This is a genomic window from Janthinobacterium glycogeni (assembly GCF_051380725.1).
Classification (GTDB): domain Bacteria; phylum Pseudomonadota; class Gammaproteobacteria; order Burkholderiales; family Burkholderiaceae_D; genus Janthinobacterium.
The window spans coordinates 274,678-298,113 of record NZ_JBNYXP010000004.1; the positions used below are offsets into that span (position 1 = coordinate 274,678).

At 65.9% G+C, this 23,436-nt stretch carries 19 protein-coding genes; 10 read left to right on the forward strand and 9 right to left on the reverse strand.

The annotated features are described in order from the left end of the window. The first annotated feature begins 39 nt into the window (after positions 1–39). A complete protein-coding gene (locus ACQ4W4_RS12100; protein WP_436542216.1) occupies positions 40–1,641 on the forward strand; it encodes a methyl-accepting chemotaxis protein in 1,602 nt (533 codons plus the stop codon). Here the strand turns inward: ACQ4W4_RS12100 and ACQ4W4_RS12105 are convergent. The 3 genes from ACQ4W4_RS12105 to ACQ4W4_RS12115 all read right to left on the reverse strand — a co-directional run bounded on the left by ACQ4W4_RS12105 (position 1,613) and on the right by ACQ4W4_RS12115 (position 4,575). After that, a complete protein-coding gene (locus tag ACQ4W4_RS12105) occupies positions 1,613–2,461 on the reverse strand; it encodes a DUF2071 domain-containing protein (protein WP_436542217.1) in 849 nt (282 codons plus the stop codon). The genes ACQ4W4_RS12100 and ACQ4W4_RS12105 overlap by 29 nt on opposite strands. A 160-nt stretch (positions 2,462–2,621) precedes the next feature. Next, positions 2,622–3,404 carry a 3-hydroxybutyrate dehydrogenase gene (locus tag ACQ4W4_RS12110; protein WP_070312327.1) on the reverse strand — a complete coding sequence of 261 codons (783 nt, stop codon included), beginning with the start codon at positions 3,402–3,404 and terminating at the stop codon, positions 2,622–2,624. Between the two features lie 91 nt (positions 3,405–3,495). Then, the gene (locus tag ACQ4W4_RS12115; RefSeq protein ID WP_436542218.1) at positions 3,496–4,575 is read right to left on the reverse strand and encodes an AraC family transcriptional regulator; all 1,080 of its coding nucleotides are present in this window, start codon (positions 4,573–4,575) and stop codon (positions 3,496–3,498) included. Between the two features lie 139 nt (positions 4,576–4,714). Here ACQ4W4_RS12115 and ACQ4W4_RS12120 point away from each other — a divergent pair, with 139 nt between their 5' ends. From ACQ4W4_RS12120 to ACQ4W4_RS12140, 5 genes are all read left to right on the forward strand, one after another. After that, on the forward strand, positions 4,715–6,325 hold the full coding sequence (locus ACQ4W4_RS12120) for an FAD-binding oxidoreductase (RefSeq protein ID WP_436542219.1): 1,611 nt from the start codon (positions 4,715–4,717) through the stop codon (positions 6,323–6,325). Further along, the gene (locus ACQ4W4_RS12125) at positions 6,322–7,890 is read left to right on the forward strand and encodes a glycerol-3-phosphate dehydrogenase/oxidase (protein WP_436542220.1); all 1,569 of its coding nucleotides are present in this window, start codon (positions 6,322–6,324) and stop codon (positions 7,888–7,890) included. The genes ACQ4W4_RS12120 and ACQ4W4_RS12125 overlap by 4 nt, the downstream gene beginning before the upstream one ends. Before the next feature lie 117 nt (positions 7,891–8,007). Further along, a complete protein-coding gene (locus ACQ4W4_RS12130) occupies positions 8,008–8,235 on the forward strand; it encodes a hypothetical protein (protein ID WP_436542221.1) in 228 nt (75 codons plus the stop codon). 2 nt (positions 8,236–8,237) lie between these two features. Next, positions 8,238–9,815 (forward strand): FGGY-family carbohydrate kinase, encoded by a 1,578-nt coding sequence (locus ACQ4W4_RS12135; protein WP_436542222.1) that lies wholly within the window; start codon positions 8,238–8,240, stop codon positions 9,813–9,815. Between the two features lie 245 nt (positions 9,816–10,060). After that, positions 10,061–12,331 (forward strand): TonB-dependent hemoglobin/transferrin/lactoferrin family receptor, encoded by a 2,271-nt coding sequence (locus ACQ4W4_RS12140; RefSeq protein ID WP_436542223.1) that lies wholly within the window; start codon positions 10,061–10,063, stop codon positions 12,329–12,331. 200 nt (positions 12,332–12,531) lie between these two features. Here the strand turns inward: ACQ4W4_RS12140 and ACQ4W4_RS12145 are convergent, their stop codons facing one another. The 3 genes from ACQ4W4_RS12145 to ACQ4W4_RS12155 form a co-directional block, all read right to left on the reverse strand. After that, the gene (locus tag ACQ4W4_RS12145) at positions 12,532–13,890 is read right to left on the reverse strand and encodes a diguanylate cyclase (RefSeq protein WP_436542224.1); all 1,359 of its coding nucleotides are present in this window, start codon (positions 13,888–13,890) and stop codon (positions 12,532–12,534) included. A 290-nt stretch (positions 13,891–14,180) separates the two neighbouring features. Further along, complete coding sequence (locus tag ACQ4W4_RS12150; protein ID WP_436542225.1) at positions 14,181–15,374, reverse strand: aminotransferase-like domain-containing protein; 1,194 nt, start codon at positions 15,372–15,374, stop codon at positions 14,181–14,183. Between the two features lie 176 nt (positions 15,375–15,550). Further along, complete coding sequence (locus ACQ4W4_RS12155; protein WP_436542226.1) at positions 15,551–16,462, reverse strand: DMT family transporter; 912 nt, start codon at positions 16,460–16,462, stop codon at positions 15,551–15,553. A 132-nt stretch (positions 16,463–16,594) separates the two neighbouring features. On the opposite strand from ACQ4W4_RS12155, the gene ACQ4W4_RS12160 reads away from it, so the two are divergent. From ACQ4W4_RS12160 to ACQ4W4_RS12170, 3 genes are all read left to right on the forward strand, one after another. After that, a complete protein-coding gene (locus ACQ4W4_RS12160) occupies positions 16,595–18,013 on the forward strand; it encodes an aminotransferase-like domain-containing protein (RefSeq protein ID WP_436542227.1) in 1,419 nt (472 codons plus the stop codon). A gap of 89 nt (positions 18,014–18,102) precedes the next feature. Beyond that, positions 18,103–20,022 (forward strand): molecular chaperone HtpG, encoded by a 1,920-nt coding sequence (gene htpG, locus ACQ4W4_RS12165; RefSeq protein WP_070257762.1) that lies wholly within the window; start codon positions 18,103–18,105, stop codon positions 20,020–20,022. A 130-nt stretch (positions 20,023–20,152) separates the two neighbouring features. Beyond that, positions 20,153–20,518: a hypothetical protein gene (locus ACQ4W4_RS12170; protein WP_436542228.1), complete on the forward strand. Its 366-nt coding sequence runs from the start codon at positions 20,153–20,155 to the stop codon at positions 20,516–20,518. On the opposite strand, the gene ACQ4W4_RS12175 is transcribed toward ACQ4W4_RS12170, so the two are convergent. Further along, on the reverse strand, positions 20,495–21,226 hold the full coding sequence (locus ACQ4W4_RS12175) for an alpha/beta fold hydrolase (RefSeq protein WP_436542229.1): 732 nt from the start codon (positions 21,224–21,226) through the stop codon (positions 20,495–20,497). The two genes, ACQ4W4_RS12170 and ACQ4W4_RS12175, sit on opposite strands and share 24 nt — an antisense overlap. A gap of 135 nt (positions 21,227–21,361) precedes the next feature. Between ACQ4W4_RS12175 and ACQ4W4_RS12180 the strand changes: the two genes are divergently transcribed. Beyond that, a complete protein-coding gene (locus ACQ4W4_RS12180) occupies positions 21,362–22,408 on the forward strand; it encodes a hypothetical protein (RefSeq protein WP_436542230.1) in 1,047 nt (348 codons plus the stop codon). Here the strand turns inward: ACQ4W4_RS12180 and ACQ4W4_RS12185 are convergent. Continuing rightward, positions 22,405–22,770 (reverse strand): hypothetical protein, encoded by a 366-nt coding sequence (locus ACQ4W4_RS12185; RefSeq protein ID WP_436542231.1) that lies wholly within the window; start codon positions 22,768–22,770, stop codon positions 22,405–22,407. The genes ACQ4W4_RS12180 and ACQ4W4_RS12185 overlap by 4 nt on opposite strands. 57 nt (positions 22,771–22,827) lie before the next feature. Then, positions 22,828–23,436 (reverse strand): hypothetical protein, encoded by a 609-nt coding sequence (locus ACQ4W4_RS12190; protein ID WP_436542232.1) that lies wholly within the window; start codon positions 23,434–23,436, stop codon positions 22,828–22,830.

Consider the following 23,436-nt stretch of genomic DNA (forward strand, 5'->3'; position numbering starts at 1 on the left):
AAACCCGTCACCGTACGGGCTACTTTTGAGGATGTGACCATGCGACTCAATCTTCCCGTCAGCGATACCGAGATCACACTGAGCGATACCGAGACCATCGTCTCGACTACTGACTTGCAAGGCAATATCACCTATGCCAACCCGTATTTCATTGCCGTCAGCGGTTACAGCGCGGAAGAATTGATCGGCGCGCCGCAAAATATCCTGCGCCATCCGGACATGCCGGTCGAAGCGTTCGCCGATTTCTGGGCCACCATCCGCTCGGGACGCTCGTGGAGCGGCATGGTGAAAAACCGCTGCAAGAGCGGCGATTATTACTGGGTGCTGGCGAACGTGACGCCGGTGGTCGAAGACGGCGTGGCCGTCGGCTACATGTCCGTGCGCACCAAGCCGACGCGCCAGCAAGTGGCGCAGGCGTCCGCCCTGTATGCGCGCATCAAGGCGGGGCAGGCCGATGGTATCGTCATCAGCCAGGGCGCCGCCGTGCGCACGGGCTGGCTGGCCAGGCTGGCGCGCTTGCGCGACCTGCCGCTCGGCATACGCATCGGCTGGAACCTGGGCTTGCTGAGCCTGGTATTACTGCTGCAACTGGCGTGGAATGCAGGCGTGTTGCCGGATGCCGCCCACGGCTGGCTGACGGGCCTTTCCGTGCTGGCCTTGTGCGCGATCGTGTATTTCTGGCACAGCTTGCACCACGCCGTGCTGCAACCGTTACAGCAGGCGCGCCAGGCCTGCGACGTGATGGCGGGCGGCGACCTGACGGGCGAGCTCGATACCACGCGACGCGACGAGATGGGGCAGTTGCTGCGGTCCTTGCGCCAGTTGCGCGTGAACCTGCATTCCATCGTTGGCGACGTGCGCGGCAATTTCCTGCGCATCAGCATGGCCAGCCAGGAAATCGCCGCCGGCAATATGGATTTGTCGGGCCGCACGGAAGCGCAGGCGTCGGCCCTGCAGCAGACGGCCTCGAGCATGGAAGAGCTGGCCGCCACGGTGCAGCAAAACAGCGGCAACGCCGTGCAGGCCAGCGACATGGCGGGCAAGGTGCATGGCCTGGCGGGGCGCGGCGGCGAAATCGTCGGCCAGATGGTGAACATGATGGCGGACATTGACGCCTCGTCGAAGAAGATCGGCGAGATTACGGGCATCATCGAAGGCATCGCTTTCCAGACGAATATCCTGGCCTTGAACGCGGCCGTCGAAGCGGCGCGCGCGGGCGACCAGGGGCGGGGTTTTGCCGTCGTGGCGGGCGAAGTGCGCAGCCTGGCCCATCGCAGCGCGGCGGCGGCCACGGAAATCAAGCAATTGATCACGGCGTCGCTGGAGCAAGTGCAGGCGGGCGCGAAGCTGGCGCAGCAGGCGGGCGCCAGCAGCGCCGAAATGCTGGGCGCCGTGCAGGGCGTGCACGGCATCATGGAAGAGATCGCCTCGGCGTCGCGCGAGCAAAGCCATGGCATCGGCCAGGTCAACATGGCCGTCACGCAAATGGATGAAGTGACGCAGAAGAGCGCGGCGCTGGTCGAGGAATCGGCGGCCGCCTCGGCATCGCTGCAAGGCCAGACGTTGCAGCTGGAACAGGCGATGGCCCTGTTCAAGCTGGAACGCAGGCGTACTACAGCAGGCGCTCTGACAACGCCTTGAAGGGCACCTCGGGGACGAGAAAGGCGAACGGTTTTGACATGGGCGGCAACTGCCCGAGCAAGCCGCAGTCGGCGCGCGAGGCCGTCAGCGCTTGCACTTGATCCACATCAACGGGCAAGTCGATTTCGCCGAAGACCAGCTTGCCGTTGCGCGGCACGGGCGCGATGGCCGCATCCTGGAAAGCGAGGAAAGCGACGGCGTCGCGCCAGTTGCCGAACAGTTGCTGCCAATCGGCATCGAGGTCATGCTCCGCCGTGATGGCCGCCTGCACATCGAGCGCGGGCGCGCTGCCGGCGCCGCTGGCAATGCTGCAGCGCGCTTGCGTGGCGCTGACCTCCAGCGTCATGTTGGCGGCCAGGTGCGTGGGCAGGATGTCGCTGAACAGGCGCGTGCCCAGCGCGTGCGGCAGGCTGGCCATGATGTTTTTCAAAAAAACCACGCAAGGCACATCCGGCGCGCCCGCTGGCGTGCGCTCCAGGTACAAGCGCCAGTTGCTTTGCAGGGGCGACGGCAGCAGGCGGCGCAAGGGGCCGAGCAGGGCCGGGCCGAAGTGCCCGTGGCGGTAGGTCAGCACGGTGAATGGCGTCTTGCCGTCGCGCTGCCACAGGGTCACGCCGGCGGGCAGCAATCGCTGCGCGGCGTCGGCGTCGACCTGCCAGCTCACGTAGACGACGTCGCGCACGTCGCTGTGCAGGGGCAGGAAGGGCAGGCGCGACAGGATCGCCTGGCGCGCGTTGGCAAAGCGCGTGCAGTTGGCGAGCGCGGCAAACACGCGCCCCGGCCAGCCCGCGCGCGGGTGGCGGTAAGTGTTGTCTTGCAATTGAAAACTTTCGGGGAAAAAACGGAGGGGTAACACTTGCGTAACAGCGCCCGTCCTCATCATCGCGAGCGGCAGCGATGTGTGGCCGAGATGCGCAGCTGTGCCGGAGCACAGCGAGCATCGCAGGCCGCCGCGCAGCCGATGTGGGCGGGCGCCACTATTACTGCATGTGCCAGCCGTGGCTGACGACGATCGACTGGCCGCTCAGGGCGTTCGACGGGAAGGCGGCCAGGAAGATGGCCGTTTGCGCCACGTCCTGCGTGGTGGTGAATTCACCGTCGATGGTGTCTTTCAGCATCACTTTCTTGATCACGTCTTCCTCGCTGATGTTCAGCTGGGCCGCCTGTTCGGGAATTTGCTTGTCGACCAGCGGCGTGCGCACGAAGCCGGGGCAGATGACGTTGGCGCGGATGCCGTCTTTCGCGCCTTCCTTGGCCACCACCTTGGCCAGGCCCAGCAGACCGTGCTTGGCCGCCACGTAGGCGCTCTTGAATGGCGAGCCTTCGTGCGAGTGCACGGAACCCATGTAGATGATGGCGCCGCCGCGGCCCGCCTTGATCATTTCGCGCATGCAGGCGCGCGTGGTGAGGAAGGCGCCGTCCATGTGAATGGCCAGCATCTTTTTCCATTGGTCGAACGGGTAGTCGACGACGGGGCTGATGATCTGGATGCCCGCATTGCTGATCAGGATATCGATGCCGCCGAAGTGGGCCACGGCATCGGCCACGCCCTTGTCGACTTGTTCTTCGCTGGAGACATCCATGGCGACGGCAAACGCCTGGCCGCCCGATTGCTTGATTTCCTCGGCCGTCTTGCTGGCCGCTTCCAGGGCCAGGTCGGCGATGACGACCTTGGCGCCCTGTTTTGCGTATTCGATGGCCATTTCCTTGCCGATGCCGCTGGCGGCGCCGGTAATCAGTGCGACTTTGTCTTTGAGTTGCATATTAATCCTTTGCATTGCGGGTTGGAGTGATCGTGGAAAACCTGACTATGCCAGTATAGCGAGAAAACGGCTGCGCATGCCCCGCGCACGCCTAAACGGCTTGCTGCCGGTCAAGCTGCCGGTCAAGCATCTGCTGCAGTCGCCAGGCGCCGGGATTGGTGCCCGACCAGGTGCGAAACGCGTGGTTGAACGCGCTTTGTTCCTGGTAGCCGAGCAGGAAGGCGATGTCGACCAGCGACAGGTCCGGCGCGCGCAGATAGTCGCGCGCCAGGGCGTACCTGGCCTGGTCCAGCAGGGCCTGGAAGCTGGTGCCCGCGTCGGCCAGCTTGCGTTGCAAGGTGCGCGGCGTTACAGCCAGGGCGGCGGCAACGGTGGCCAGCCGCGCCGAACCCTGACGCAAGCCGCCCACGATGGCCGCGCGCACCTGCGCGTCGATGGTGCGGCCAGTGTCTGTTTCAGCCTCGCGCTGCGCCAGCAATTGTTCCGCATGCCGGCACAGCACGGGATACAGGCTGACGTCCGCGTTCGGCACGGGCCATTCCAGCAATTGCGCATCGAAGGTGGCCGTGTTGGCGCAGGCATTGAAGGCGGGCAGGCTGCCCAGCACGCGCACGTATTCGTCGCGGTGCGCCGCGTGGCGCAGCAAGTCTCCGCCGCCATCGTGGGTAAAGGCCAGCCGGGCCGGCGGCAGCGGCATGCCCGCCAGCCAGTCGCCGCACACCTTGACGCCGGCAAAGACACTGTCGACCAGGTGCCGGCTGGCGCCCGGGTAGTTGCTGGCCCAGCGGTAATGGGCGATGGCGCCGTCGCGCTGCAGGGTCGAGCGGCCCAGGTCGTGCGCCAGCCGTTCATAGCGGGCCGTCTGTTCCAGCGCCTGGCCCACATTGCTGCAACTGAGCAGTATCAAGCCATAGGCGCTGTACGTGCCCATGCGCACGCGCTGGCCCACGTGCAGGCCGAAATGCGCGTCGCCCGCCAGCTGTGCTGCCGCATCGAGCAGGCGCACGTAGTCGCGCGCGGCCAGGGCCGGGCTGGGCGCGGACGCTTCCAGGCCGTGCGGCGCCACGCCGGCCGCCTGCGCCAGGGTGACGCTATCGATACCGTGGGCGCTGGCCGCTTCCAGCAGCGGCAGCAGATAGGCGCCGGCGACCCGGCCGTCAGTGCTTGTCATGATGGAACAATGCGATTGTCATGAAAAACCAATACCCTTCGTCTGTGGCGGCATATGCTATTGATCTAGCAAGAAAATCAGGCAAGAACAGTATAGCAAGCCGCCGTGGCGCGCAACTGGCCGAACACAGGGGATGTCCATGCAACGCTGGAATGGCTGGGGAGATGAAAGCATCGTGTATGCGCTGAGCGGGGATGCGCTGGCATTCCTGCGCGAGCGCCTGGGGCCGGGCAGCGGCATAGTCGACGCCAGCTTCGACGACGCCTGCGCGCAGGTGCCGGCCTCGCGCCTGGCGCCGCATCCGCTGATCGACACCCAGCCTGCCACACGCGTGCGCCATGCGCTCGGTCAAAGCCTGCCCGACTGGTTTAAATTACGCCACGGCCGCATCGGCGCGGTGCCCGACGGCGTGGCCTTTCCCGACAGCGCGCTGCAGGTGCGCCAGCTGCTGGCGTATGCGCGTCAGGCGTGCGTGACCGTCATTCCCCATGGCGGCGGCACCAGCGTGGCCGGGCATTTGACGGTGGCGGCGGGGCCGCGCCCCGTGCTGTCGATCAGCCTCGTGCGCCTGTGCGCGCTGGGCCACCTGGACCGCGAAGCGCAGCTGGCCACGTTCGGCGCGGGCGTGTATGGCCCCGACCTGGAGGCGCAGCTGCGCGCGCATGGCTACACTCTGGGCCATTATCCGCAGTCGTTCGAGTATTCCACGTTGGGCGGCTGGATCGCCACGCGCTCGTCGGGCCAGCAATCCTTGCGCTATGGCCGCATCGAGCAGCTGTTCGCGGGCGGCGAGGTGGAAACGCCGTCCGGCACCTTGAGCATCCCCACGTTTCCCGCCTCGGCGGCCGGCATCGACCTGCGCGAAATGGTGCTCGGCTCCGAAGGGCGGCTGGGCATCGTGACGCAGGCGACCGTGCGCGTCTCGCCGCTGCCCCCGTATGAGACGTTCCACGCCGTGTTTTTCGCCGACTGGGGCCAGGCGCAGGCGGCCGTGCGGACGCTGGCCCAGTCGCGCCTTTCCCTGTGCATGCTGCGCCTGTCGAACGCGGTCGAAACGCAAACCATGCTGACTCTGGCCGGCCATAAAAAACTCGTGGGACTGCTGGAACGCTACCTGTCGCTGCGCGGCTGCGGCGAAGGCAAGTGCATGCTGATGCTGGGCGTCAGCGGCGACGAGAAGCCGGCGCGCGCTGCCCTGCGCGCGGCGCTGGCGCTGGCGCGGCGGCACGGGGGCGTGCACGTGGGGCGCCACATGGGCGACAAGTGGAAGCAGGGACGCTTTCGCAACGTCTACCTGCGCAACGGCGCGTGGGAGCACGGCTATGTCATCGACACGGTGGAAACGGCCGTCGACTGGCCCCGCGTGGCGCCCATGATGGCGGCGCTGGAACAGGCGGGCGTCAATGCGCTGGCGCAGCACGGCGAGCAGGTGCACGCGTACACGCATTTGTCGCACGTGTATGCGCAGGGCGCCAGCGTCTACACGACGTATGTGTACCGGCTGGCGTCCACGTACGAGGAAAACATGGCGCGCTGGCGCAGTTTGAAAGACGCGGCCGGCGCCGCCATCGTCGCCAACGGCGGCACCATCAGCCATCAGCATGGCGTGGGCACGGACCACGCGCCGTGGCTGATGGCCGAAAAGGGAGCGCTGGGCATCGCCGCCATGCGTGCGCTGCTGCGCCAGTTCGACCCGCAGGCCATGATGAATCCCGGCAAACTGCTGCCCGAGACCGGAGGCCCATCGTGAACAGGGCCGGTCTGCCTGACGTCCTGGCGCGCGGCTGGGATGTGCTGATCGTCGGCGGCGGCATCACGGGCGCCGGCATCCTGCTCGAAGCGGCGCGGCGCGGCCTGGCGGCGCTGCTGGTGGAGCAGCGCGATTTCGCCTGGGGCACGTCGAGCCGATCATCAAAGCTGGTGCACGGCGGCTTGCGCTACCTGAAGCAGGGACAGTTCGCCATGACGCGCGAGTCGGTGCACGAGCGGGTAGCCTTGCTGGCGGATGCGGCGGGGCTGGTCGAGCCGCAAGGTTTTGCCTTCGGCGACTACACGGGCAGGAAGCCGGGGCGGCGCCAGTTCATGCTGGGCCTGGCCATCTACGACGTGATGGCGGGCAAGCGCGCGCGCCGTTATGTCGATGCGTCTGACTTTGCCATGCTGGCGCCGCACGTCCGGCGCGACGAGCTGCGGGGCGGTATGCTGTACCAGGACGCCAAGACGGACGACGCGCGCCTGGTGCTGCGCGTGCTGCAGGAGGCACGGCGCCATGGCGGCGTGGCCGTCAATTACCTGGGTGTGGCAGCGCTGCTGCGTGAAGGGGATAAGGTCGTTGGCGCCACCTTGAACGATGCGGTCGATGGCGCGACATTCACCACGCGCGCGCGCCTGGTGATCAGCGCCACTGGCGCCTGGGCCGACGCCTTGCGCGGCCAGGTTGGAGCGCAGCCGAAGCTGCGGCCCCTGCGCGGCAGCCATCTGCTGCTGCCCGCCTGGCGTTTGCCGCTGGCGCAAGCCGTCAGCCTGATGCACCCGCGCGATGGCCGACCCGTGTTTGCGTATCCGTGGGAGGGCGTGACCCTGGTGGGCACCACCGATGTCGACCATGGCGCGAGCCTGGACCTGGAGCCTGCCATCACGCGCGGCGAACTCGATTACCTGCTGGCGGCGCTGCAGTGGCAGTTCCCGCAGCTGGCGCTGGGCGAAGACGACGTGCTTGCCACGTTTGCCGGCGTGCGCCCCGTGATCGACAGCGGCCGGCTTGACCCGTCGAAGGAGGCGCGCGAACATGCGCTATGGCTGGAAAACGGCTTGCTGACGGTGGCGGGCGGCAAGCTGACGACGTTTCGCGTGATCGCCCTCGACGCATTGCGCCGCGCCGCGCCGCTGCTGCCGGGCTGGCAGGCGGATTTGCGGCCGCTGCCGATTTTCGACGCCACGCCGCCCCTGTCTGGCAAGGCCTTGCTGCTCGATGGCGAGCAGCGCGAACGCCTGCTGGGCCGTCATGGCGCGGCCGCGCAGGCGCTGTGCGATGCAGCGCAGGACGGCGAGCTGGCGCCGATTCCCGGCACGCAGACGCTGTGGGCGCAGCTGCGCTGGGGCGCGCGCAGCGAGGATGTGCGGCACCTGGACGACTTGCTGCTGCGGCGCACGCGCCTCGGTTTGCAGCTGGCTGGCGGCGCGCTTGCTATCATGCCGCGCCTGCGCGCCATCTGCCAGCATGAACTGGGCTGGGACGATGCGCGCTGGGAGGAAGAACAGCGGCGCTATCTGGCCCTGTGGCGCCGCCATTACAGCGTGCCGCAGGGCGATTGAAAAACCATAAAAAATAAGGAGAACATCATCGACACCACCCTGTTTGGCCAGCCACTGGCGCTGGGCGACGCGCGCATCACCTACGACAGCCTGTCGCCGCTGGATTTGCGCCAGAGCGTGGACGTCCTCGTCGACGACCTGGGCGAAGACCTGCTGCAAATCACCTGCGCGAATGGCGACATCGTTGACGTGGGCTGGTATCCGGCCTGGAACGAACAGGGGCGCTTGCGCGTGGTGGCTGTGCGTGGTCAGGACTGGGAAGCGCCCGTCTTCAGCGCGCAGCCGGACAAGGATCCGCAAGCGCTGCTGCAGGCGCTGCGCGCCGCGCTGGCCAGCTTGGCATAGCCATGACCAGCGTCTCCGGCCAGGGGCCGTACATTCTTGCCATCGACAATGGCACGCAAAGCGTGCGCGCGCTGCTGTTCGACCGGGACGGGACGCTGGCGGCGAAGGCGCAAGTGTTCCTGGAAGCGTATTACTCGGACCATCCCGGCTGGGCCGAGCATGACGCCGACGGCTACTGGCAAGCCGTGTGCGCAGCGTGCCAGCAGCTGTGGCGCGGCACCGCCATAGCCAAATCGTCGGTGGCCGGTGTGGCGGTGACGACGCAGCGCGGCACGGTGGTCAACGTGGACGAACACGGCGCACCGCTGCGGCCCGCCATCACCTGGCTGGACCAGCGCAGCACGCGCGACATTCCACCGCTGGCGCCGTGGTGGCGCGCGGCCTTCCGCGCCACGCGCCTCGACGGCACGATCCGGTATTTCCGCCGCGAGGCCGAGATCAACTGGATCGCGGCGCACCAGCCCGACATCTGGCGCCGCACGCACAAATTCCTGCTGCTGTCGGGCTTTTTGAACCACCGCCTGTGCGGAAAGTATATCGATTCGACGGGCTCGCAGGTGGCGTATATCCCTTTCGACTACAAGCGCCACGCCTGGGCCGGGCGCTTCGACTGGAAGTGGCAGGCGCTGGCGATACAACGCTCGATGCTGCCGGAACTGGTGGCGCCGGGCACGCGCATGGGCGCCATCACGGCATCGGCCGCCGCGGCGACGGGCATCCCTGAGGGCACGCCCTTGCTGGCGGCGGCCGCCGACAAGGCGTGCGAGGTGCTGGGCGCCGGCTGCGTCGAGCCGCACATGGCGTGCCTGAGCTACGGCACCACGGCCACCATCAACACGACCAGCCGCAAGTACGTGGAAGTGACGCGTTTTATCCCGCCGTACCCGGCCGCCATGCCGGGCGCCTACAGCACGGAAGTGCAGATTTTCCGCGGCTACTGGATGGTCAACTGGTTCAAGGAGCAGTTCGGCGACCGCGAACGGGCGGCGGCGGCCGAGGATGGCACGGGCTTGTCCGCCGAGGCGCTGTTCGACCGCCTGGTCGACGCCGTGCCGCCCGGCTCCATGGGCCTGATGCTGCAGCCGTACTGGAGTCCCGGCATCAAGGTGCCGGGGCCGGAAGCGAAGGGCGCCATGATCGGCTTTGGCGACGTGCATACGCGCGCGCATATCTACCGCGCCATCCTCGAAGGCCTGGCGTATGCGCTGCGCGAAGGCAAGGAGCGTATCGAGCGGCGCAGCGGCGTCGCCATCACGGAGCTGCGCATCGCGGGCGGCGGCTCGCAAAGCGATGCGGCCATGCAGCTGACGGCCGACATCTTCGGCTTGCCGGCCGCGCGCGCCCACGTGTATGAAAGTTCGGGCCTGGGCGCGGCCATCGCCGCTAGCGTGGGCCTGGGCTGGCATGCAAACTTTCCCGCCGCCGTGCAGGCGATGACGCGCAAGGGCAAGGTTTTCCAGCCCCATCCCGAGCACCGCAAGATCTATGAGCAGCTGTACCGGCGCGTGTACCGCAAGATGTATGCGCGGCTGCAGCCGCTGTACCGCGAGATTGCCGACATCACCGGCTATCCTGAATAACCAGATCTCAAATGCTATTGCGAATCATTATCATCCAGTATATGATGTGTTCCGCATTTCACTAAGGCAACTTATCCCGGTGACTGCAGTGCGCCGCCGGCCATGCGCCAGCGGCGTGTCCGCGCGGGCAGGGTTCCGCCGCAACGCTTCCGTCAACGCCGCCGCTTGATCGTGCACCGCCCATCCTCTGCCCAGCGTTTTTTCATTCCACAAGCATGCAGCAGCAAACCCAGGCAAGGATAGCGATGAAGAGCAGCAAACAACGATTGACCCCGCTGGCCGCCGCGCTGGCGCTGGCATTGGGAGGCGCGCACGGCCATGCGTGGGCGGCGGCGATGGCCGACAAGGCCGAGAAGGCTGACGGCGTGCAGATGCCCGCCATCAGCGTGTTTGGCGACGCCATCAGCGCCGGCACGGCCGGACGCTCGTACATCAACAGCGCCGATATCGAACGCCAGCAGGCCGACAATGTCGCGTCCTTGCTCGATACCTTGCCCGGCGTGGACCTGGCCGGCACGGCCCGTCCCAGCGGCCAGAGCCTCAATATCTGGGGCTTCAACAAAGTGCAGGACGTGAAGGTCATCCTCGACGGCGTGCCCAAGGGTTTTGAAAAATACCGCCAGGGTTCCATCTTCATCGAGCCGGAACTGATCAAGCAGATCGAAGTGAACAAGGGCGCGCATACGAGCTTGTACGGCAATGGCGGCTTCGGCGGCGTCATCACGGTCGAGACCAAGGATGCGCAGGACTTGCTGGAAGGCGGCGAGAAAGCGGGTGCCATGCTCAAGTACTCGCGCCATTCGAACAATGCAGAAAACGACGCCACCGTGGCCGTCTACGGCCGCACGGAAGACGGCCGCTTCGATGCGATGGCCTTCACCACGCGACGCAAGTCCGACGATTTGCGCAAGCCTGACGGCAAGCCATTCCGCTTTTCCGCCATCGACGCGCCATCGAGCCTGGCCAAGCTGAATATCCGGCTGACGCCGGAGCAGCTCCTGACCTTGACGGCGATGAAGAGCGGCAGTTCGGGCTGGGGCCCGTTCGCCGCCATGGGCGAGGACGTGCCCACGCCGACCGAGGCGGAAATCAAAAAATACGGACTGGAAGAGGCGTGGCAGCGCAAGGCCGTCTACCGGGACCAGGACGACGACACGTATTCCGTGAAGTGGCAGTACGCGCCGCAAGATAATCCATGGATCAAGCTGACGGCCAGCGCCGGCTATTCGCACACGGACCAGCATGACAAGCGCCTGCCATCGGCTTCGCCGGGTTCCTACCTGGGGTCCCTGGGCAACGAGAGCTGGGCGTCGTACGTGGACCGCATCGCGGAGGTGCGCAACGAAAGCGTGTTTGCGACGGGCGCCGTGTCGCACGTGCTGCAAACGGGCCTGCAATGGCACAAGAATGTGCGCGACACATTGATGTACTACCCGTCGTCGACGGCGCTGAAGGACCCCAGCTACAACTACGGCTACTTCCAGCCCTATTACATGCCGGCCGGGCGCCAGGAAACGACGGGCCTGTATCTGCAGGATGCGATGACGTATGGCGACCTGACGCTGACGGCGGCCCTGCGCCACGACCGGGTCGTCTCCGAGGGCGTGCCGAACAAGGCGTCGCGCTACAACAGCCCGCTGGCGGCGGCCGGCCACGACTTCAGCGAAAAGGCGCACGAAGACTGGTCGCCCCGTCTGGGCCTGTTCTGGAAGGCGTCCGGCACGCTGGCCTTGTTCGGCGACTTGAGCCGCACCTGGCGCGCGCCGACGATCGACGAGATGTATTCGAACGAATACTATGTGTCGTCCCGGCTCGGTTCATCGACGCCGGGCACCAGCCGCGACCTGGCCGTCGAACGCGTGACGGCCGTGCGCGCGGGCGCCATGCTGCACCGCCAGAATGTGTTCATGGAGCGCGACGACGCGCAGTTACGCCTGACGGTCTACCGCAACCGCGTCAGCGACAATATCGGCCCGCGCCTGGGCATCCTGATCGAAGGCTATGTGCCGGGATCGGGCAAGGTGCCGCCGGCTTTGTCGGACTACCGCAACCTGGCCGGTTTCCATACGCAGGGCGTGGAAGTGGAGTCCTATTACAACTCGCCGCGCCTGTTTGCCAGCGCCTCGCTGTCGAAGCAGCGCGGCACGCGCAGCGGCTCCCAGCGCGACCCGTGGGGCCGGGACGAACCCGTGTCGACCATCGCGCCCGATAAATTGATGGCGGGCCTGGGCTGGCGCATGCCCGACCTTGGGGTCAGCATCGGCTGGCAGGGCCGCTTCGTGGCGAAGCAGGAGCGCGTCCTGCCGGTTGGGAACGTCTACCGCCTGCCGCCGTCGAAAGGCTATGCGCTGCATACCCTGTTCGCGTCATGGAATGGCAGGCAGGGCGTGTGGCGCGGCACCGAGGTGCGGCTGACGGTCGACAATGTCTTCAACCGCAATTACATGCCCTACCTGAGCGAAGCGGTCACCGGTGTGGGGCGCAATGCAAAGTTGAGCGTGTCACGTAAGTTTTGATTAATTTAGGAACAGCGGGCCGGAGACGCGGGCCTGAGAAAATGCCGATGGCGGCGTTGCAGCTTCCTTGCCGTACTTGCGTACTGTCTGCGTCGCTGCGCCTTGCCCTCGACATTTTTCAGGCTCGCTTGGCCCGGGGTGCCTTTGCATCGGGCGTGGGCCTACTCTTGGTTCGCGACATGTTTCGTTGAATTTCCCTGTTAACGCAGTACGATCGCCTTGACCGTTTCCCAGGCCGTGCTGCCGGAGTGCGTGGCGCGGACCTGGTTGCGGCCCGCTTCCTTGGCCACGTACAGGGCGCGGTCGGCGGCGACGAACAGCGCTTCGCGGTCGTCCAGCTGGTGCGGGCGGATGGTCGCCACGCCGATGCTGACGGTGATCCACGGCGAGGTGGTGGAGCGCGGGTGCGGCAGTCGCAGCGCTTCGATGCTGGCGCGGATGGCCTCGGCCAGGTGCAGGGCGCTGGCCGCGTCCGTGTCGGCAAACAGCAGGACGAATTCCTCGCCGCCGTAGCGGGCCGCCAGGTCGCCGGAGCGGCTGGCATGCGCATGGATGGCTTGCGCCACCTGCTGCAGGCAGCTGTCGCCGGCCGGGTGGCCCAGGCTGTCGTTGTACAGCTTGAAATGGTCGACGTCGAGCACCACCAGCGACAGGGCGCCGCCGCCGCGCACGGCGCGCTGCCACTCTTTTTCCAGGAAGCTGTCGAAATGTCGGCGGTTGGCTATTTTGGTCAGCGGATCGAGATAGGCGGCGCGCTGCAGCGCGTCTTCCGACTGCTTGTGGTGCGTGATGTCGTGCAGCAGCCCGATATACAGGGGCTGGCGCAGATACATGGGCGTCAGGGTCAGGTCCATGCTCAGCGCGGCGCCGTTGCGGTGGCGGATCGCCACTTCGCGCGTACCGTGGTTGTGCGCCTTTTCCGGATTGGCCGCGTGCATGGCGAAGTAGTCGAGGTATTCCTGCGTCACGAGGGGGCTGAGCAGTTCGCCGATGAAGCGCCCGGCCAGCTCGTTTTCGCGGTAGCCCAGGTACTGGTCGCAGGCCGGGTTGGTGTACTGGATGCGCCCGTTCGCCTCGATGATCAGCAAGCCCTCGGCCATGTTGTTGACGATGGTGCGCAGGCGCTCGGCCTGTTCCTGCTGGGTTTCATTGTTGCTACGGATTTGCAGCTGGGCGCGCACGCGCGCGCGCACTTCGGCCATGCGCAGCGGCTTGCTGATGTAATCGACGGCGCCGCAGTCGAAGCCGGCCACCACGTCTTCCGTTTCCGTCTTGGCGCTCATGAAGATGACGGGGATGCGCTGCGTCAGCGGATGCTGCTTGAGGCGGCGGCACGTCTCGATGCCGTCCATGTCCGGCATCATCACGTCGAGCAGGATCAGATCGGGCTGGGCGCGTTGGGCGATCGCCAGCGCCCGCCCGCCGGACGTGGCAACATAGGTTTGATAACCCTGTTCGCTCATCAGCTTGCGCAGCAGCTCAAGGTTGGCCGGCGCATCGTCGACAATCAAAATGGCGGCTTCATGCCGCTGGGAATGCTCCACACTGCCTGGGCTCATTGCTTCCGGCCTTCTCGATGTACTCTGCGCTGCCAGCGTTTGCTGCATTTTCGGTGATGCTGACCGGGTTCAAATCTGATGCAGCGGTCAAATCATACCGCCTCGCCAATTTTTTGGGTGAAAAAATCGATGTTCCGCGAGGCGTGAAAATATTATTTTTATGCTATTTTTAAAAATAGATAAACGCAGTTGCTATCGTGAAAGCTGTTTTTAAACGGAAAAGATGCGTGCCCGGTGGCGCCGGGGCAGCGGGGGACACGCCCCGCGGTTGCGGGGCGTGGAGCGTGCGATTACATTTTTGCGGCGATCAGTTTGCCCAGGATGGCAATGCCTTCACGGATGCGTTCCGGCGGCACCGTCACGAACGACAGGCGCAAGGTGTGCGTGTCCGGCGTGTTGGCATAGAACGGCGCGCCCGGCACGAAGGCGACCTTGTTGGCGATGGCTTCATCGAGCAGTTTCATCGCATCGATGTGTTTCGGCAGGGTGACCCAGATGAACATGCCGCCTTCCGGCTTCGTCCAGGTGACGCCGGCCGGGAAGTGCTCTTCCAGCGCCGACAGCATGGCCTGGCACTGGTTGCCGTACAGGCTGCGGATGCTGGGGATATGCCGCTCCAGGAAGCCATCCTTGATCACTTCATGCACGACCATCTGCGTCAGCTGCGAGGTGTGCAGGTCGGCCGCCTGCTTGGCCAGTTCCAGGCGGCGCACCAGCGGCATCGGCGCCACCACGTAGCCGAGGCGGATGCCGGGCGTGAGCACTTTCGAGAACGAACCCATGTAGATGACGCCGTCCGGATTCATGTTGATCATCTTCGGATACGGCTCGCCGCTGTAGCTCAGGGCGCCATACGGATCGTCCTCGATCAGCGGCAGGCCGTGGCGGGCGCAGGTTTCCACCAGTTCCACGCGGCGCGCCACGGACAGGCTGCGGCCCGTCGGGTTCTGGAAGTTCGGCAGCGCGTACAACAGGCGCGCGCCATCGGCGACGGGATCGATCGACGACGGCACCAGGCCTTCGTCATCGGTGTCGACGGACACGAATTCGGGACGGTAGACGGAAAACGCCTGCAGGGCGCCCAGGTAGCTGGGGGTTTCCACCAATACCTTGCTGCCTTCGTCGATCAGCACCTTGCCCAGCAAGTCCAGCGCCTGCTGCGAGCCGGACGTCATCAGCACCTGTTCCGGCATGATGGTGCTGCCGTTGCTGGAGAGCGAGTCGGCGATCCACTGGCGCAGCGGCAGGTAGCCGTCGGTCGGGCCGTATTGCAGGGCGACCTTGCCATTGTTCGACAGGACCTTGTCGAACGCGGTCTTCATTTCTTCCACGGGGAAGGTGGCGGGCGAGGGCAGGCCGCCGGCAAACGAGATGATCTCGGGACGCTGCGTGATCTTCAGGATTTCGCGGATGAACGAGCTTTGCAGCTGTTCCGCGCGTTCGGCAAAGCGCCATTGGATCGGATTCGGATTTTCAATTTTCATACGAGTCTCACAGAAGATGCCGAGCTGCGCCGGCTGGATTTGTTGGCCCGCTTGTGGCGGTGCGTGCGCAAGCGGCGCCGGATAGGCGTCGCCATGGTGCTGCGGTATTGTACGGCTTGCACGCCGCCGTGCCCATGCGCACGCGCAACGGCGTTGCAAATGGGCGTCAGGGAACCTTACTTCAGCTTGCGCCCGATGCCCACGACGGCGATCACGGCGCCGGCAAACAGCAGGCTTTCTCCCGTTAATGGCTCATTGAGCAGCACGGCCGCGCCCACCAGGGTGAGGAAAGGCTGCAGCAGCTGCGTCTGTCCCACGCGCGCCACGCCGCCCAGCGCCATGCCACGGTACCAGAAAAAGAAGCCGATAAACATGGAAAACACGGAGATGTAGGCAAAACCCAGCCAGGCCACGCCGCTGGCCTGCGCCATCAGCGCGCGCTGCGGCCAGGCGTTCCACAGCACCACGGGCAAGACAAACGGCAGGGCCAGCAGCAGCGCCCAGGAAATCACGTGCTGGCCCGGCATGGCTTGCGCCAGGCGTCCGCCTTCGGCATAGCCGAGTGCCGCCAGCAGCACGGCGGCAAAGATCAGCCAGTCGGCCAGGTGGAAGCTGCCGCCGCCCTGGCGCAGCGCGAACGCCACCACCAATAGCGTGCCGAGCAGGGCCATCAGCCAGAAGCCCGGGGAAGGGCGTTCTTTGCCGCGCAGTACGGCAAACACGGCGGTGGCCAGCGGCAGGATGCCCACCAGCACGGCGCCGTGCGAGGCGGGCAGGCTGCGCATGGCGATCGACGTCAGCCAGGGAAAGCCCAGCACGCAGCCCAGCGACACGAGCGCCAGCGGCAGCCATTGTTCGCGGCGCGGCATTGGCGCGCGCTGCCGCCATAGCCACAGGCCGGCCAGGCCGGCAGCCACCAGGGCGCGCCCCAGGGCGACAAAGGTGGGGTCGAGTTCGGCCACGGCCAGCCGCGTAAAGGGCAGGGTCAGGCTGAAGAGGGCGACGGCGATGAGGCCCAGCAACAGGCCTTTGCGGTCGGCGCCAAGGCGCAGGGGAGAACTGGGGGAAGTGGTGGCGTGCGATGGCATGGCTGTCCTGGTGCGAATGGCTGGGTCTGGGGGCGGGGTGGATCAATCCGCCCCGTACTGCTATCCTAGAGATGAATAGCAATACAGTACAAATACACTTCGACGCATAATTTCACATACTGTCATGGTCATATGAGCAATACACTCCCTTTGCTGTCGCGCGCCTCGGGCGAAACCCTGATCGACCAGATCGCGCGCTCGCTGGCGGCGCGCATCGACGACAGGCTGCTGCGCGGCGGCGTGCGCATGCCCTCGATCCGCCAGTGCGCCGCCAGCCTGGAGGTGTCGTGCGCCACAGTGGTGGCCAGCTACGACAAGCTGGTGGCGCGCGGCTACCTCGAGTCGCGGCGCGGCGCCGGCTTTTTCGTGCGCGAGCGCTCGGCCCTGAACACGCCGGCGCCGCCGGCTGGCGCGCAGGATGCGGCGGCGCAGCCGATGGATGTGGTTTGGCTGATCCGCAACATGTTCCGCCAGACGCCCGCCATCCCCGCGCCCGGCACCGGCATGCTGCCCGCCGAGTGGCTCGATGGCGACCTGGTGGCGCGCGCCTTGCGCGACGTCAGCCGCCAGCCGGGCAGTTTGCTGCTCGGTTACGGATCGCCGCAGGGCTTTTTGCCGCTGCGCCAGCAGTTGCAGCTGAAACTGGCAGGCCTGGAAATCGCCTGTCCGCCCGAGCAGATCGTCACCACGGTGGGCGTGATGCAGGCGCTGGACCTGGTGGCGCGCGAGTTCGCCCGCCCCGGCGACACTATTTTCGTCGACGATCCCGCGTACTGGCTGATGTTCGGCGCCTTTGCCGCCATGGGCATGCACGTCATCGGCATCCCGCGCCTGGGTGACGGCCCCGATATCGCCGTGCTGGCCGAACTGGCGGCCTTGCACCGCCCCAAACTGTACGTGATCAACTCGGTGCTGCACAACCCGAGTTCCACGTCGCTGTCGGCGGCCAAGGCTTTCCAGGTGCTGCGCCTGGCCGAACAACACGATTTCCTCGTCGTCGAAGACGATATCTATTGCGACATGCATCCCGGCGGCGAGGTGCAGCCGGCCACCCGCCTGGCCGCGCTGGACCAGCTGCGCCGCGTGATTTACCTGGGCGGCTTTTCCAAGAGCCTGTCGGCCAACCTGCGCGTGGGCTTCATCGCCACATCGCCGGAATGGGCGCAGCGCCTGGCCGACCGCAAGATGCTGGCAACGCTCACCACCAGCGACATCGGCGAGCGCGTCGTGTATAAAATCCTCTCGCAGGGGTTGTACCGCAAGCATGCGGAGCGCCTGCGCGCGCGGCTCGACAAGGTGCGCGAGGGCACGTACCGCCGCGCCGAACGTGCCGGCCTGCGTTTCGATCCGGCGCCGGCCGGCATGTTCATCTGGGCCGACGCGGGCTGCGACACGAATGTGCTGGCCGAAAAGGCGCTGGCCGAAGGCCTGGTGCTGGGGCCGGGCAGCCTGTTTTCGCCGCGCCAGCTGCCGTCGACCCGCATGCGCCTGAACCTGGCCACGGTGCAGGACGAGCGCGTGTGGGATTTTTTCGGCCGCGCACTGGGCTAAAACTGCACATTTGCCGGGGGCTCTTGAAATCGCTTGTACCATCCCCAACTCCGTAGAATCCGTCCCATCCACAAGACTATGAGGTAAAAATGGCTGTCTCCGAAAAGCAAACCCTGGGTTTTCAGACCGAAGTGAAGCAAATGCTGCACCTGATGATCCATTCCCTGTACTCGAACAAGGAAATCTTCCTGCGCGAATTGATCTCGAACGCGTCCGACGCGGCCGACAAACTGCGCTTTGAAGCGATCGACAACGACGCCCTGTACGGCAACGATCACGAATTGAAGATCAAGGTCAGCTTCGACAAGGATGCGCGCACCATCACCATTTCCGACAACGGCATCGGCATGACCCGCGACGAGGCGATCTCGCACCTGGGCACCATCGCCAAGTCGGGCACCAAGGAATTCTTCGGCAAGCTGTCGGGCGACCAGCAGCAGGACGCGGCCCTGATCGGCCAGTTCGGCGTGGGCTTCTATTCCGGCTTCATCGTGGCCGACAAGATCACCGTCGAAACGCGCCGCGCCGGCGTGGACGCCTCCGAAGGCGTGCGCTGGGAGTCGGCCGGCGAAGGCGATTACAGCATCGAATCGATCGACAAGCCGTCGCGCGGCACCGACATCATCCTGCACCTGCGCGAAGGCGAGGACGAATTGCTGTCGAGCTGGAAGATCAAGTCCATCATCCGCAAATATTCGGACCACATCTCGCTGCCGATCGTGATGCAGAAGGAAGAGTGGGACGACGAGAAAAAAGAAACCGTCCTGAAAGACGAATTCGAAACCGTCAACCAGGCCAGCGCCCTGTGGGCCCGCAACAAGGCCGACATCACGCCGGAACAGTACGACGAATTCTACAAGCACGTGTCGCACGACTTCCAGTCGCCGCTGACGCACACGCACAACCGCGTCGAAGGCCGCAGCGAATACACGCAACTGCTGTACATCCCGGCCAAGGCGCCGTTCGACATGTGGGACCGCAACAAGCGCGGCGGCATCAAGCTGTACGTCAAGCGCGTCTTCATCATGGACGATGCCGAGCAGCTGATGCCGACCTACCTGCGCTTCGTGCGCGGGGTGATCGACTCGGCCGACCTGCCGCTGAACGTATCGCGCGAAATCCTGCAGGAATCGCGCGACGTCAAGGTGATCCGCGAAGGCTCGACCAAGCGCGTGCTGGGCATGCTGGAAGAGCTGGCGAACGCGGACGAGCAGGACAAGAAGGACAAGTACGCCGTCTTCTGGAAGGAATTCGGCCAGGTGCTGAAGGAAGGCATCGGCGAGGACGCGGCCAACAAGGAACGCCTGGCCAAGCTGCTGCGCTTTGCCTCGACGGCCAACGACAGCGACGAGCAAATCACCTCGTTCGCCGACTATGTGGCGCGCATGAAGGAAGGCCAGGACAAGATCTATTACGTCACGGCCGACAACTACGCCGCCGCCAAGAACAGCCCGCACCTGGAAATCTTCCGCAAGAAGGGCGTCGAAGTGCTGCTGCTGACGGACCGTGTCGATGAATGGATGCTGTCGTTTATCCAGGACTTCGAAGGCAAGGAGCTGGTCTCCGTCGCCAAGGGCGGCCTGGACCTGGGCGCGCTGGAAGACGAAGCGGAAAAGAAAGAGCACGAAGAAACGGAAACCTCGTACGCCGACCTGGTGGGCAAGATGAAGACGGTATTGGCCGACAAGGCCAAGGACGTGCGCGTCACGTTCCGCCTGACCGATTCGCCAGCCTGCCTGGTGGCCGATGAAAACGAATTGTCGGGCAACCTGCTGCGCATGCTGAAGGCGGCGGGCCAGAGCGCGCCGGAATCGAAGCCGATTTTGGAAATCAACCCGAATCACCCGCTGGTGACGCGTCTGAAGTATGAAGACGCGGAAGGCGGCAAGTTCGGCGACTGGGCCAACATCCTGTTCGACCAGGCCATGCTGGCCGAAGGCGGCTCGCTGGCCGACCCGGCCAGCTTCGTGAAACGCCTCAACGAATTGCTGCTCAATTCGGCGAAGTAATCGCCTTGTTGTCGGTGCGTAGGTCGGATTAGCGGGGCCGCCGAGGCCAAGCGTAATCCGACACGGCGGCTGAGGCATTTGGGCCGGCCCTTTCCTCGTGAAAGGGCCGGCTTTTTCTTTTAGGGATAGCATGAAAATCCGCCTGATGGCAGTCCTCGGCGCGCATGCGCTGGGCTGCCTGCTGTTTATCGCATTGAGCTGGCTGGGGTTTTACCTGTACACGCAGCTGTTCGGCAGCCTCGGCTCGCGCGGCGTGGCCGGCGGCCTGGCCCTGCTGCTGGTGTTTTACGTGTATGCGGGCACGAATCTGCTGCTGGCGGTGCTGCCGCCCGGCTGGTGGAAGCCTGCGCTGTGCTGCTTGCTGGGCGCGGCCGTGCTTGCGTACCTGCTGCCCCAGCATCCGCTGCGGGCCATCTACTTCAGCGTGCTGTCGGGCGGCTTGAGCTGGCTGGCCGTGCTGGCCAGCGCGCGTTTAGTCGAGCGCCTGCGCGGCTGACAGGCCCGCGATAAACGCGGCGACGGCCGCGGCGGCCGCTTCCGGCGCCGCCTGCAGCAGCATGTGCGGCGCGGCGATATCGACCAGCTGCGCGCCCGCTGCCTGCCGCAGTATCTGCACGGCGTTCGCCGGCGGCACCAGGCGGTCGTGGCGGGCGCGCAGATACAGCACGGGCAGGCTGCCGCGCGCGAAGCTGCGCGAGGCGTCGGTTTCCAGCACGGCGCGCAGGCGCTGGCGCAGCACGCTGGGCGGCACTTGCGCCAGCGCCGCTGCCAGTTCATTTTGCAACTGCGGTGTGGAGTGGGGCGCCAGCAGCGCCTGGCGCAGGACGAAGCCGGGCATGGCGCCAAACGGGACCAGGTCCAGCAGGTGGCGCAGGGGCGCGAGCATCGGGCGCGGATTGCGCACGAACGAACAGCACAGGACCAGGGCGCGCATGCCGGGCGGCGGATCGGCGCGCAGGGCGGCGCCCAGCGGCCCTGAAAACGATTCGGCCAGCACGACGAAAGGACGGCCCTGCGGCAAGCGCTCGCGCACGAACGCTTCCAGCGCCGCATAGTCGAGCGGCGCGGCCGGGTAGGCGACGGTTTGGGTGTCGATGGCGGTTTGCGCGCGCAAGGCGGCGTCAAAACGCTGGAAGAGCCAGGCCGTGCCATCCATGCCGGGCAGGAGGACAAGCAGTGTCGAGGCGTGGGTTGGTGTCGTCATTGCGGCCATCATAGCAGCCGCGCCGGTGCACGGGCCGTCCGCCTGCCGCACGGCATGGGGACTGGCGCCATGCTAGAATCGCCGGCGCGTCATGCGTGGCCGCAAGAGCGGCCAAATCCCCCGACAGACAGAATCATGCATATCATTTCTTCGAATTACCGCAGCCTGGGCGGCGCCTTGCTGGCGGCGGCCTGCCTCCTTTCCCAGCCCGTCCGCGCCACGGCGGCGCCCTCGGCACCGGCCGGGAAAAGCCTCTCGTCCCTGCTGGCCGGCGGTCCCTTGCCGCGCCTGAGCGAAGATACGAAAGTGCGCGCGGCCCTGTTCGATTTCTTCGGTTACGCGCGCGGCAGCTACACGGAAAACGATGAATTGCTGCTGGCGCAGGCGCTCGAAGCGATCAGCGAAAAGCGCGACGCCACGCGCGCCGTGCTGGCCGACGGCCGCCAGTTGCTGGCGTCGATGAATGACCGCAAGCAGGGCCGCGAACGCGGCGCCATGTTGCTCGACAAGCGCGGCGTCATCATCGCCTTTGGTCTGGTGAACGGGCATTGCCGCCTGGAGGGCCAGCCGCTGGCGAAAGTCTGCAATCCCGATCCGAATGCCGTGCTGACGGTGTTCCACCGCAAGGGCATGCTGGTGGGCGACGCTGCGCCCTTGCTGGCCTGGGCCCGGCAATTGCCGCCCATGCTGGCGCTGATCGCGGGCGACAAGGAAGCGGGCGCCGACGGGCAGAAGATCGCCACTGTCGAATACGTGCTGGCGCAGCCGGCCCTGCCGGGCTGGAACCGCGCCCAGCTGCCGCCCGCCTATCCGCCGGCGCTGCTGCCGCTGCTGCTCGATAAATCCACGGTGCTGACGTCGGCTGGCGCCGGCGTGTTCGCCTATCCGCTCACGCTCAAGGGCAAGAAACAGAACAATGTGCTGGACCATGCGGAAGGCCGTCCGCCGCGCGACCTGGAAGTGGCGCTGCGCAGCTATGCCAGTTTCGACACGGTGGTCGAGCGTTACCGCCAGCTGGCCAAGGGCGCCAGGCTGCAGCGCAACGAGCGCACGGCCTACCTCGACGGCGACATGGGGCAGGGCAGCTACCGCGTCTACATCCGCAACACGGGTGCGGACGGCGTGATGATCGACGTGGCGCTGTGGCAGCGCAAGCTGGCGGCCGGCAGCCAGGCCCGCTAGGTCAATAGTACGCGCGCGCTGTCGTAGCCCAGTTGCGCCAGTTGCGCGGCGATCGCGTCATCGCGTGTTTTCCTGCCGGTGCGCAGTCGCGCATGGGTCAGGGACGCGGGCAAGCCATGCGCCAGCAAAGCGTCGATGTCGAGCATGGTCTCGGATGCCGACAGCTGGCGCAGGGCGGGCAAGGCGGCGAGGCCGGGCAGGCTGTCGAGCGTCTTGCAGGTGTGCAGGTGCAGGTGTTCGAGCGCGGGATTGGGGCCCAGCGCGATCTGCCGCAGCTTGATCTGGTCTTCCACCCATAGCGCCTGCAGCAGCGGGAAGCGGCCGATATCGCCCAGCGTTTCGAGGCCGCGTACACGTATCACTTCCAGTTTCCTCAACAGCGGCGCCTCGATGTGCGCGAGCGATTCGCGGCCGCCCAGCTACAGCAGCAGCCTGTCCAGACGGGCCATCTCCGATATGAAATCCAGCGGCACCTTGTTCTTGATGCGGTACAGCGACAGGTCATGCAGCGCCGGCAGGCCGGCCAGGGTGTCGATATGCTGGTGGTGGCCCTCGAGGACCAGGCTGGCCAGCTGCGCATACTGGCGCAGCGGTGCCAGATCGATATTGTTCCTGGCAGATTCGCCCAGATGCAGGTAATCGAGACCGCGCAAATTATCCAGCTGCAGGATGTCGGTTTGCGCCAGTTCGTACACGCCCAGGCTCAGGCGCTTCAGGTGGCGCAGCTCGCCCAGCGTTTCCAGATACAGGGCGTTGCGGTGGCAGTCGATGGACAGGCTGGCCACATGCGGCAGCGCGCGCAGGATGCGGGCATCGAATATCCTCGGCTCGTACCCGTAGATGCGGATGGTCAGCGCCGTGCCGCAAGTGGCGGCCAAGGCGTCGAGGTCGGCCAGCAGCGGCTCCGGCTCGCCCAGGGTACTGAACTGCACCAGCACCTGCTGGCCGCCGGCGATGGCGGCGCGGATCGCCCCGGCGTCGATGCGCTCGGGGTTCTGTATGCGCAGCGGCTGTCCTGTTTCCATCAT